Below are 12,570 nucleotides of genomic sequence, written 5' to 3'. Positions count from 1 at the left end.
AGAAGGAATAGCCAAATGGCAGACCCAATGTCTACAAGTAATGTTTTAAATCGCTACCTATTTGAAGACCTATCAGTACGTGGTGAATTGGTACAAATGGATGAAGCGTACCAACAAATTATTTCTAGCAAGGAATACCCAGCACCAGTGCAAAAGCTACTGGGTGAGCTATTGGTATCAACAACACTATTAACTGCGACCCTAAAGTTTGAAGGTTCTATCACGATGCAATTGCAAGGTGACGGCCCAGTATCTCTAGCAGTTATCAATGGCGATCACGATCAGAAGATCCGTGGTGTTGCTCGCTTTGAAGGCGATATCACAGACGACGCTGGTCTACACGACCTAATGGGTAAAGGTCACCTAGTGATCACCATTGATCCTAAGAAAGGTGAACGTTACCAAGGTATCGTTGGCCTTGAAGGTGACACGCTTGCACAAGTGCTTGAAGGCTACTTCGCTAACTCTGAACAGCTTAAGACTCGTCTATGGCTGCGCACTGGTGAGCATGAAGGCAAAGCACACGCTGCAGGTATGTTGCTACAAGTAATGCCTGATGGTACTGGTACTCCAGATGACTTCGAGCACCTAGAACAACTAACAGATACAGTGAAAAACGAAGAGCTATTCACTCTAGAAGCGAACGAACTGCTTTACCGTTTGTACAACCAAGAGAAAGTACAGCTATTCACACCACAACCGGTTGAGTTCTTCTGCGGCTGTTCACGCGATCGAAGCGCAGCAGCAATCATTACCGTTGCTCAAGAAGAGATCTACGACATCCTAAGCACCGAAGGAAGCGTTGGTCTACACTGCGATTACTGTGGCACAAACTACTCGTTCGACAAGAATGATGTTGATGCACTGTACGCAGAAGCAGCAGATAAAGGCAGCAATACGGTTCATTAATTTACGGCGTACCAAAAACACGTAATTTACCCCAAAAAGGTCAGCACTCAGCTGGCCTTTTTTGTGATCAAAATAGCGCAAACTCCGTAACATCTCGTAATAAAATCACCGCTTAATTTTAATCAATTAATAATGTTCTCGCCCCTAGCGCAAAGGTTTGCGTACAGGATAGACTAGTTGGGCCAATATGTGACGAGACGCTTAAAACCCCATGGTTAATATGGATATTTTTTTGAGCTATATCCCTGTTTCCCCCGAGTCTCGTTGCTAGCATGGTGAGCAGATAACAATAAAAAATTAATACAAAATCCCTACAAAATATCCTACAAGGAGCACCTATGACCGTTATGGAACATACAAAGGCTGCACAAATTGATCTAACTAAGCACGGACTGACTGGCGTTACTGAAGTTCTTCGTAATCCTAGCTACGAGCAGTTATTCGTTGAAGAAACACTGCCAGGTTTGGAAGGCTACGAAAAAGGCGTAGTAACGGAACTAGGCTCTGTTGCGGTAGACACTGGTATCTTTACTGGCCGCTCACCAAAAGATAAGTACATTGTTAAAGATGACACGACCCGCGATACCATGTGGTGGTCAGATCAAGGCAAAAATGACAACAAACCGATTACAACTGAAGTATGGAATGAGCTGAAAGAGCTTGTGACAACTCAGCTATCTGGCAAGCGCCTGTTTGTCATCGACGGTTACTGTGGTGCTAACCCTGATACGCGCTTAAGCGTGCGTATTATCACTGAAGTAGCGTGGCAAGCGCACTTCGTTAAGAACATGTTCATTCGTCCAACTGACGAAGAGCTAGCAACGTTCGAACCTGATTTTGTGGTAATGAACGGTGCTAAAACAACCAACCCTAACTGGGAAAAACAGGGTCTAAACTCTGAAAACTTCGTTGCTTTCAACCTAACAGAGCGCGTTCAAATCATCGGTGGTACTTGGTACGGCGGTGAGATGAAAAAAGGCATGTTCGCAATGATGAACTACCTGCTTCCTCTGCAAGGCATTGCTTCAATGCACTGTAGTGCAAACGTCGGCGAGAAAGGCGATGTAGCCATCTTCTTCGGTCTATCTGGTACAGGTAAAACTACGCTTTCAACCGATCCTAAGCGTGAGCTAATCGGTGATGATGAGCACGGTTGGGATGACGATGGTATCTTCAACTTCGAAGGTGGTTGTTACGCGAAGACGATTCGTCTATCTAAAGAAGCAGAACCTGAAATCTACAATGCAATCCGTCGTGATGCACTACTAGAAAACGTAACGGTTCGTGGTGATGGTTCTATCGATTTTGATGACGGTTCAAAAACTGAGAACACTCGTGTTTCTTACCCGATTCACCACATCGATAACATCGTAAAACCAGTATCAAAAGCCGGTCACGCTCAAAAGGTTATCTTCCTGACTGCTGATGCATTCGGTGTACTGCCACCCGTTTCTAAACTGACTCCAGAACAAACGAAGTACCACTTCCTATCTGGCTTCACTGCAAAACTAGCGGGCACTGAGCGTGGTATTACTGAGCCAACGCCAACGTTCTCTGCGGCATTTGGTGCGGCATTCTTAACTCTTCACCCAACTCAGTACGCTGAAGTGCTTGTGAAGCGTATGGAAGCGGCTGGCGCTGAAGCTTACCTAGTGAACACAGGTTGGAACGGTACTGGTAAACGTATCTCTATCCAAGATACTCGCGGCATCATCGACGCTATCCTAGATGGCTCAATCGACAACGCTGATACTAAAGTTATCCCTATGTTTAACCTAGAAGTGCCACTAGCGCTACACGATGTTGACCCAGCGATCCTTGACCCACGCGATACGTACACTGACCCTCTACAATGGGAAAGCAAAGCGAAAGATCTAGCCGAGCGCTTCATCAACAACTTTGATAAGTACACAGACAACGCTGAAGGTAAGTCACTGGTTGCAGCTGGTCCTCAACTGGACTAATCCAACCACCTGCTCGGGCTTAGCCAAAAGCGAACGCCCAATTTAAAACGATATTTTTGTAGCAAGCCCCTCTTTTGAGGGGCTTTTTTGTTGATGCTTGCCCCTTTTTGTTCCACTCTGTTTTGAGACTATTGAAATTTAAGGCTTTCAGGGAATGAAAAAGGTATTCATGGTGTTCGGCATTGTGTTGGCTATCGCCGTTGCAACTATCGCAGCGTTGCTATTAAGCCTGCAGACCCAATACCGTGCGGATGTTGCTAACTTTTTTATCAAACATACGATTGAACAACCTGTACTCATTGAAGATGTTGAGTATCAGGCGCCTTATCACATCACCTTAATGGGCATTACCCAAAGCCAACCTGAAAAACAGGCACCTCTGTATATCGACAAGATCGATCTTTGGTTCAGCCCCAGATCGATGACAGAGGCGAAACTGGTCTTTGAATCTGTTTTGATCAGTGGACTGCAATTAGAAGCAGACGATCTAAGAACACTGACATCTTTATTTACCCAGCCAAACATCAAGCTCCACCAGCTGGCCATCAACAATCTCGACTTTTCGACGCCAGAGTTTAATGCGCGAGGAATCGACCTGCAGATCTCCGACCCAACATGGCACAACGACAACTCGCTGCTACCTTATGGAAAAACCCAACTTTCTGCCTCACAACTGTATTGGCAAGGTGAAGCATTCGATAACCTGTTGATTGACCTAGACCTCAAGCCGAGTGACAGCACCCTTTATGGTGCTTCGTTTGACTGGCGTGGCGCCAAGATTTCCGGCCAAGCAGAGCAGTATCAACAAGATTGGTCGTTGGTGAATGTGACCGTCGATGGCTTACGACTCAATCAGAAACAGACCCAAAACCTACTAAGTAAAGAGTGGGACGTGGCAGGTATTCAGATTAATCACATCAATAGCTTAGATATTCTACGTAGCGACATAGAATGGCAAGATGGCCACCTCGCTGCCTTTGATGCCTCACTAGAAAATATCCAACTGCCTTTTGAAATCTGGAAACAACAGAAAGCTATTTTCTCTCTGCAAGCAGAAGGAGTGACCATTGATGATGACATGTTCATCGAGCCAAGCCTCAAGTTCAACCTAGAAACAAACCAGATTCTGATTGAAGATTTCTATACTCAATTCCTGCAAGGCACTGTTCAGCTTAATGGCGAAGTCACCCCTAGCAGCATTGAATTAGCGCAACTCGACCTACAAGGCATCAAGTGGATTACCGAAAACCAAGATAGCCCTCTAGTCGTAGCTCGCCTATTACCTTGGCTCACACAGCTCCAGAACGTCGAAATTAGCCAGCTTAATATAGAACGCAGTCAACTCATCCAACTCGCACAACAACCTTACTGGCAGGTCTCTGGATTACATGTCGAGGGGCATCAAGTTCAACTGCTGCAAGATAGAAAACTGGGCTTGTGGCAAGGGAAGCTGATGGCGAGCGCCAATGATGCCAGCTACCAAAATATTCTCAGCGCACAGCCTGTGGTTGAGATGAATAGCGAACAAGGAAAATGGACGCTGACACGTCTGTTTGCACCACTCAGGAATGGCTACATTGAAGCCAATGCAACGCTCGATTTTAACCAAATCAGCAAGCCATGGAGCTTAGACATTTCTGCCGATGGGTTACCCATTGCGCCGATGCTGCAGCAACTTGAATTACCGCTCGATGCAACCGGGTATGGCGAGTTTGAACTTCAAGCCGCAGGTTTATATGGCGACTCTCTGATGCTCGGTTACTCAACCACAGGGCAACTCACTGGCAGCGTTCGCCAAGGTGTGATGACCTTTAATGACAAGCTTTCTGAAACATCGACTGATAACGTGTTTGAAATTCCAGAGCTTAATGCGCATTTTGACCGTGGGCGCTTCACTCTCGAACCGATGCACATTATTGGTGCATCAGCAGCAGAGCAAGGCGAACAAAGGGTTCAAACGCTCAATGGCGAGGCTTCTGGAGAACTCGACTTGCTTAAAGCCGAGCAACACACCCTCTCGATTACCCTATCGGACCCATGCCATCAAATCTCAGGAAAGCTCACCCTAGCTGAGTATTCGGAGATTAACGACTGCCAACAAAAAAGCGCCACTCCACAGGAGTAGCGCCTTGTATCTTTAATCTGTATCTGTATCTGTATCTGTTAGCCAGTGTCAGCTATACGTTTACGTTGGAGTCTGTTGATAATCGCTTTTTGTAGTCAGGGATCAGCATATAGGTTCCCGTAAACTCTACCGCTTCCACATCGCCGCTATGAATGGTCACGTGAATGATGATACGTGCCTTTCTTCCTGACGCAAGGCGGTCCAAGTCACCACTGATCCCATCCAATGAAGTAGAGGCAACAGGGTTTTGCTCAACCGGGTGACGATAACGAATATTACTGTCTGCCAGCACGATATCGCCGGTCAGCCCGCGTTCTTTCATCAATAACCAAGTCATCCCCCAACCCGTTAAGGTCGCTAAGGTAAAGGCAGAGCCTGCAAACATGGTGTTATGAGGGTTCAAGTTGGGATTCAGCTGAGCACTACACTCAAATTGGTAACCCGTGTATTGGTTGATCTTGATGCCCATCTTGTCACTGATCGGGATCTGATGTTCCCAGCGCTGCTGAAGCTCATTACACCACTCAGGCTTGCGTAGAACGTCTGCCATTGGGTCAAGATGCTTAACCATCTGTTGGTGACGCACAGGGCCACGTTGATCGTTAATCTCACCGCGACGTTCAAATTCATTCTTCTCATAGAATGAGATCGCATCTTCACGTGCATTACACACCAAGCGCTTTGCACCCTCTTGGCGAGCCAATGACTCAAGTGCGACTAGAATCAACGAACCCATGCCTTTACTTTGGCGAGATTTCTTCACCGCCATATAGCGGATCTGACCTTCCAGATCTGGGGTGATATACAGACGACCAATCGCCATCGGGCGACCACGACCATCAACAATCATGCGATGGTGACTCATTGGGTCATATTCATCGCGCTCAGAACCTACCGGCATTCGCCAAGGTTCACGGAGCATCTGCCAACGAAAATGGTAATACTTGTTTAGCTGATTTTCGGTGGTCGGTGTTATGAGTTTAAACATGCTTATTCCTTTAAGCCTAAACCTGCAGCCAGAATGTCACTGGGCCATCATTAACCAAAGACACTTTCATGTCGGCAGCGAATCGGCCACGTTCCGTTGGCAACACTGATTCACACTGGTCAGAGAAATAGTTGTAAAGACGCTCAGCATCTTCTGGGTGAGCACCACGAGAGAACCCTGCTCGAGTCCCTTTCTTGGTATCGGCCGGCAGAGTGAATTGAGACACCACTAATACCTTACCTTCTACCTGCTTCACGTTGAGGTTCATTTTATCGTCTTCATCTCCAAAGACACGATAAGTGGTCACTCGTTCCATCAAACGTTTGGCTTTGGCTTCGTCATCACCTTTTTCTACGCCTAACAGAACCAATAAGCCTTGCTCAATCTCACCCACTACTTCGCCATCAACACGGACGGCAGCTTCACTTACTCTCTGGATCAGTGCTATCACTGTTGTTTCCTTGCTCTGTGATTTTATCTTTATCCGACGAGTGTACCATTTCTTTCGAGTCACTCCACTGTTCCTGCTCACCCAATGCAGCCGTCACTTCAGCGCCCACCAGCACGATCAACCAGCACAAATACACCCAGACAAACAGAATAGGAATCGCCGCTAATGCGCCATAAATCAACTGGTAAGAAGGGAATTGAGTAATGTAGGCTGCGAAGCCTTTCTTACTGAGTTCGAACAACATAGCAGCCACTAGAGAACCTGCAGCCGCATGAGAAAAGTGTATCTTTTTGTTGGGAACCAACAGATACAGACCGAAAAACGCAAAGAAAGAGAGAATCAAAGGAAGTTTGCGAATCACGGTATTAAAGGCGCCAGACACCACCTCGTTTTGCAGCAAGCTCAATGATGTCACATAAGAAGTGGCTGCAATGCTCGCCCCAACTAAAATAGGTCCAAGCGTGAGCACCATCCAGTACATAGAAAAAGACAGCACCGCACGTCGCTTCTCGTCGACACGCCAGATGTAGTTTAAGTTCTTATCAATATTCGAGATCAGCATCAGCGCTGCAATGAATAAGAACACACTGCCCACCGCCGTCATTTTTCCGGTATTGGCAACGAACTCTAACAAGGCACCGTGTACGGCATCCCCAGACGCGGGAACAAAGTTGGTAATAACGAAGTTTTGAATGACGATACCAACATCAGCAAAGATGGAGAATGACGACAAGATAGAGAGCAGAACCGTCAGCATCGGTACGATCGAGAGCAAAGTAATGTACGCCAAGTATCCCGCATTCACATTGACTCTATCGTGCGTCATTCGCGCCAAAAGATAGCGAGAAAACTGAATACTGAGTGTGGCGACCTTTTTTATCTTCAACTTGTAACTCCCTTGTAACTCGTTCATAGTCCTAATTAATATTCCTTTATTTAACTATAGGAAACTAGGATGCCTTATTTAATAGTTATAGTCCTCTCTATTTTTACTCTTACTGGATGCCAATCAGCTTATTACTCCGCAATGGAGCAAGTGGGTTACCACAAGCGTGACATTATGGTCGATAGAGTGGAAGACGCTAAAGAGTCGCAGCAGGATGCTCAGGAAGAGTTTACCAGCGCACTTGAAGCACTCAGCAGCCTGACTAACTTCAGTGGCGGCGACCTTGAAGACATGTACAACCAAATCAACGATAAATACCAAGACAGCGAGAAAGCCGCGCAAAATGTCAGTGATCGCATTGCTGCGATTGAAGATGTGTCGGATGCGCTGTTTGAAGAGTGGCAGAGTGAATTAGATCTCTACACCAGTGATTCACTGCGCCGCTCGAGTGAGCAAAAGCTTCGTGAAACTAAATCGTCTTACCAAACGATGCTGTCAGCAATGAAGCGCGCCGAGAAGAAAATGGACCCCGTGCTCAATACCCTTCGCGACAACACGCTTTACTTGAAGCACAACCTCAATGCGAGCGCTGTCGGCTCGCTGCAAGGTGAGTTTATGAGCTTAGAAAAAGACATCGCCTACGCAATAGAACAGATGAATGCTGCGATCGCCGAATCGGATAAGTTCCTAGCTCAGTTGAACCAAAAATAACGCCCGTAGACACAAATAAAGATAAGCCCGTATGAACCCAATCATTATTACTGGCGGCCCTGGCGCCGGAAAAACCACATTGATCAATGCTTTGGGTGATGCGGGTTACCCCACCTTCGCTGAGTCCTCTCGCCAGTTAATCGAACAGCAGAGCCAACTTGAGAACGGTATCTTACCTTGGTTAGACCTTCCGGGCTTTGCACGCCTATGTTTAACCGTCATGAGCGAACAAAAAGACCAAGCCAGTCAGCATCCAATTGCCTTTCTCGATCGCGCCATTCCAGATATCTGTGGCTACTTGGCTCAGGCGAAACTAGAGATAAACACAACCTACCGAGAAGCGAGCCTAGGTTATCACCCCCAAGTGTTGTTCTGTCGCCCTGAGGCTTCAATTTATGTACAAGATGATGTGAGACCTTATCCGTTTGAGGAGGCGCTAGAGATTCACCACGCTTTAGTAACAGTCTACCAAGAGCTTGGTTATGAGGTGGTTGAAGTGCCGTTTATGTCGGTAGCTGAGCGAGTTCAATTCGTTGAAAGTCATCTAGGAATCAAAAGCTAGATTCCAGATATCTCGTCCCTCGATTCTGGAATGACGATTCGATGAGTAGATATGGAACACGCTCTTCGCATCTCGCATCTCGGTTACCCGTATCTAAACAAACTGCCGTCATTCCCTACAGCGAGGTACGTGCATGAATGGGAACACCTTGGATGCCGTAAGAGAAAGATTCCAGATATTTCGTTCCTCAATTCTGGAATGACGATTCGATGACAGGAAATGGATAAAAGAGAACGGGTACCAAAGATAGTCACCCTCTTAGTGGCTGACTATCTTTGTCTAAACGCGCTCTTTGTACCCCACACCTCGTTTATTTGTAGCCACCAAACAGACTTCCGTCATTCCCTACAGCGAGGCACGAGCGTGATAGGGAATCTCTTCCACACTGTAAAAAGATTCCTGATATCTCGTTCCTCGAATCTGGAATGACGATTCGATGGCAGGAAATGGATAAAGAGAACGGACACCGAAGATACTCACCCTCTTAGTACCTGACTATCTTCGTCTAAACGCGCTCTTTGTACCCCACACCTCGTTTATTTGTAGCCACCAAACAGACTTCCGTAATTCCCTACAGCGAGGTACGTGCATGAATGGGAACTCCTTGGGTGCCGTAAAAGAAAGGTTCCAGATATCTCATCCCTCGATTCTGGAATGACGATTCGATGACAGGAAATGGATAAAAGAGAACGGGTACCAAAGATAGTCACCCTCTTAGTGGCTGACTATCTCCAGCCTAAATACGCTCTTCGTATCCCGCATCTCGTTTACTCGAATCTAAACAAACTAAAAACAAAAGCCCCGAGCAGCTAGGCTACTCGGGGCTTTCTTATCTACTTAGCTAGAAGCTAGTCAGCTGGCAATTAAGCCTTAGCTGGACGTGCTGCACGCTTACGTTCGTTTTCAGTAAGAAGCTTCTTACGGATACGAATGCTTACTGGCGTTACTTCTACTAGTTCGTCTTCGTCGATGAACTCAAGAGCTTGCTCTAGAGTGTGACGGATAGGTGGCGAAAGAACCTGTGCTTCATCAGTACCAGATGCACGAACGTTCGTTAGCTGCTTACCTTTCAGACAGTTTACTGTTAGGTCGTTTGAACGGTTGTGAATACCGATGATTTGACCTTCGTATACTTCATCCGCGTGCTCAGCAAATAGACGACCACGTTCTTGTAGGTTGAATAGTGCGTAAGTCAGAGCTTTACCAGTTGCGTTCGAGATTAGAACACCGTTGTTACGTTGACCAATTACGCCGCCTTTGTGAGGACCGTAGTGATCAAATGAGTGGTAAAGAAGACCAGAACCAGACGTTAGAGTTAGGAACTCAGTTTGGAAACCGATAAGACCACGAGAAGGCATCATGAAGTCCATGCGAACACGGCCTTTGCCATCTGGAGACATATCAGTTAGCTCACCTTTACGTAGACCGATGTTTTCCATGATGCCACCTTGGTGCTCTTCAAGCACGTCGATAGTCACAGTTTCAAACGGTTCAGTTAGGTTGCCATCTTCGTCTTTCTTGATGATAACTTCTGGACGAGATACAGCTAGCTCGAAGCCTTCACGACGCATGTTTTCGATCAAGATAGATAGGTGAAGCTCACCACGACCTGAAACACGGAAACGATCTGGGTTATCAGTTTCTTCAACACGTAGTGCAACGTTGTGTACTAGTTCTTTCTCTAGACGCTCAAGGATGTTACGTGAAGTAACGAACTTACCTTCTTTACCCGCGAACGGAGAAGTGTTTACTTGGAACGTCATTGTTACTGTTGGTTCATCAACAGAAAGCGGAGTCATTGCTTCAACATTGTTTACGTCACAGATAGTGTCTGAAATTTTCAGCTCACCAAGACCAGTGATTGCAATGATGTCGCCAGCGTTAGCTTGCTCAACTTCGTGACGGTCAAGACCTAGGTAACCAAGAACTGTACCTACTTTACCGTTACGTTTTTTGCCTTCTGCATTTACGATAGTTACTTGTTGGTTTGGTTTAACAGAACCACGAGTAACACGAGCAACACCGATAACACCCACGTAAGAGCTGTAATCAAGTTGCGAAATTTGCATTTGTAGTGGACCGTCAAGGTCAACTGCAGGCGCGTCTACTGTATCAACAACAGCTTGGAACAATGGTTCCATGTTCTCGCCAGTTTCGCCTTCAGTCATTGTTGCCCAACCGTTTAGAGCTGAAGCGTAAACAACTGTGAAGTCTAGTTGCTCATCAGTAGCACCTAGGTTGTCGAAAAGGTCGAATACTTGATCCATAACCCAATCAGGACGAGCGCCTGGGCGGTCAATCTTGTTGATTACAACGATTGGCTTAAGACCGTGTGCGAATGCTTTTTGCGTTACGAAACGAGTTTGAGGCATTGGGCCATCAACTGCATCAACGATAAGCAGAACAGAGTCAACCATAGACATGATACGCTCAACTTCACCACCGAAGTCCGCGTGTCCCGGAGTATCTACGATGTTGATGCGGTAATCATTCCAGTTGATTGCTGTGTTCTTAGCAAGAATGGTAATGCCACGCTCTTTTTCGATGTCATTCGAATCCATGACACGCTCTTCAGCTTCACCACGAGACTCAAGAGTGCCTGACTGTTGTAGCAGTTTATCAACCAAAGTCGTTTTACCGTGGTCAACGTGCGCGATGATCGCGATATTTCTTAACTTATCAATCTGTGGAGTAGACATGGATTCTCGATTCACTCATAAAAGTAGCCGTCACTTATCTCAAAAGTTTGGATAATAACCGCTAGCTTGATTTAAAAAACGGTCAATAATATACCAGATTCTAGACAAAAACCCAGAAATATGTGATCTGAACCAAGGCTTTTTTCTTTATTAGCGATTCATATCCGCTTAACTTTGATTCAGTACAGTGTTGAGCAGCCAAATTCGTAGGACTCTAAAAAAGTATCACCTGCGATTGGCGAGCCCAATCTCCCACAAAATAACAAAAGTGAATTGACAACTTAGGCAATTCATTGCTGAATGGTGCTCGCTTATGTCTCATATTGGTGCACAGATAAACTATTGCACCAATAAGGTGCAACTAGAGATCATTTTGGTGCAAAAACCAGATTGAGCAAAATCGCAAAACAAGTAAATCATTGAAATTAATGGAATAATTTTTTTGGCACGTTTTTGGCAATAGATAAATCAGCATCGATTAATGCACTTATAGACATTAATCAATGCTAGTTTCAACCGAATCGAGCTAATACCGAATTAATAACACTGGAGGTTATCCAAGATGTCAGTAGAAAATGTACTATCCCTGATCCAAGAGAACGAAGTTAAATTTATCGACTTACGTTTTACTGATACAAAAGGTAAAGAGCAGCATATCTCTATTCCTTCTCACCAAGTTGATGCAGACTTCTTCGAAGAAGGCAAAATGTTTGACGGCTCTTCAGTAGCTGGTTGGAAAGGCATTAACGAATCTGACATGGTAATGATGCCAGACGCAGCATCTGCTGTACTGGACCCATTCACAGAAGACGCAACGCTAAATATCCGTTGTGACATCCTAGAGCCTGCAACAATGCAAGGCTACGACCGTGACCCACGCTCTATCGCTAAACGTTCTGAAGAGTACCTACGTTCTACAGGTATCGCAGACACAGTTCTTGTTGGTCCAGAGCCAGAATTCTTCCTATTTGACGACGTTAAGTTCTCAAACGACATGTCTGGTTCTTTCTTCAAGATCGATGACGTAGAAGCAGCTTGGAACACAGGTTCTGACTTCGAAGGCGGTAACAAAGGTCACCGTCCTGGCGTTAAAGGCGGTTACTTCCCAGTAGCTCCAGTAGATTCATCTCAAGACATCCGTTCAGCAATGTGTCTAGTAATGGAAGAGATGGGCCTAGTTGTTGAAGCTCACCACCACGAAGTAGCAACTGCGGGTCAAAACGAAATCGCAACTCGCTTCAATACGCTAACAGCGAAAGCTGATGAAACTCAAAT

At 45.9% G+C, this 12,570-nt stretch carries 10 protein-coding genes; 6 read left to right on the top strand and 4 right to left on the bottom strand.

The window, feature by feature from the left end; genetic code table 11:
- The first annotated feature begins 15 nt into the window (after positions 1-15).
- From hslO to IQQ51_RS26085, 3 genes are all read left to right on the top strand, one after another.
- Positions 16-909 (top strand): Hsp33 family molecular chaperone HslO, encoded by an 894-nt coding sequence (gene hslO, locus IQQ51_RS26095; RefSeq protein WP_193842519.1) that lies wholly within the window; start codon positions 16-18, stop codon positions 907-909.
- 338 nt (positions 910-1,247) lie between these two features.
- On the top strand, positions 1,248-2,873 hold the full coding sequence (gene pckA / locus IQQ51_RS26090; RefSeq protein ID WP_086971648.1) for a phosphoenolpyruvate carboxykinase (ATP): 1,626 nt from the start codon (positions 1,248-1,250) through the stop codon (positions 2,871-2,873).
- A gap of 154 nt (positions 2,874-3,027) precedes the next feature.
- Positions 3,028-4,998 carry an AsmA family protein gene (locus tag IQQ51_RS26085; protein WP_193842518.1) on the top strand — a complete coding sequence of 657 codons (1,971 nt, stop codon included), beginning with the start codon at positions 3,028-3,030 and terminating at the stop codon, positions 4,996-4,998.
- Positions 4,999-5,050: 52 nt separating this feature from the next.
- Here the strand turns inward: IQQ51_RS26085 and IQQ51_RS26080 are convergent, their stop codons facing one another.
- The 3 genes from IQQ51_RS26080 to IQQ51_RS26070 are packed head-to-tail and all read right to left on the bottom strand — an operon-like array spanning position 5,051 to position 7,350.
- Positions 5,051-5,986 (bottom strand): bifunctional GNAT family N-acetyltransferase/hotdog fold thioesterase, encoded by a 936-nt coding sequence (locus IQQ51_RS26080; protein ID WP_017065806.1) that lies wholly within the window; start codon positions 5,984-5,986, stop codon positions 5,051-5,053.
- Positions 5,987-6,002: 16 nt separating this feature from the next.
- Positions 6,003-6,437: a D-aminoacyl-tRNA deacylase gene (gene dtd / locus IQQ51_RS26075; protein WP_004735590.1), complete on the bottom strand. Its 435-nt coding sequence runs from the start codon at positions 6,435-6,437 to the stop codon at positions 6,003-6,005.
- Positions 6,409-7,350, bottom strand: coding sequence for a virulence factor BrkB family protein (locus IQQ51_RS26070; protein ID WP_193842517.1), 942 nt, complete (start codon positions 7,348-7,350; stop codon positions 6,409-6,411). The genes dtd and IQQ51_RS26070 overlap by 29 nt, the downstream gene beginning before the upstream one ends.
- A 42-nt stretch (positions 7,351-7,392) precedes the next feature.
- On the opposite strand from IQQ51_RS26070, the gene IQQ51_RS26065 reads away from it, so the two are divergent.
- Positions 7,393-8,034 (top strand): DUF2959 domain-containing protein, encoded by a 642-nt coding sequence (locus IQQ51_RS26065; RefSeq protein WP_086971652.1) that lies wholly within the window; start codon positions 7,393-7,395, stop codon positions 8,032-8,034.
- A gap of 31 nt (positions 8,035-8,065) precedes the next feature.
- The gene (locus IQQ51_RS26060; RefSeq protein WP_193842516.1) at positions 8,066-8,596 is read left to right on the top strand and encodes an AAA family ATPase; all 531 of its coding nucleotides are present in this window, start codon (positions 8,066-8,068) and stop codon (positions 8,594-8,596) included.
- Between the two features lie 863 nt (positions 8,597-9,459).
- On the opposite strand, the gene typA is transcribed toward IQQ51_RS26060, so the two are convergent.
- Positions 9,460-11,295, bottom strand: coding sequence for a translational GTPase TypA (gene typA / locus IQQ51_RS26055; protein ID WP_017059220.1), 1,836 nt, complete (start codon positions 11,293-11,295; stop codon positions 9,460-9,462).
- Positions 11,296-11,857: 562 nt separating this feature from the next.
- Here typA and IQQ51_RS27695 point away from each other — a divergent pair.
- Positions 11,858-12,570 (top strand): glutamine synthetase beta-grasp domain-containing protein (locus IQQ51_RS27695; protein WP_228013267.1); only part of this gene is annotated, 713 nt, incomplete at its 3' end.

The sequence above is a fragment of the Vibrio sp. OPT18 genome (assembly GCF_015163615.1).
GTDB lineage: Bacteria > Pseudomonadota > Gammaproteobacteria > Enterobacterales > Vibrionaceae > Vibrio > Vibrio coralliirubri.
Note: the sequence above shows the minus strand (reverse complement) of the source record. Positions and strands in the feature narration are given on the sequence as shown.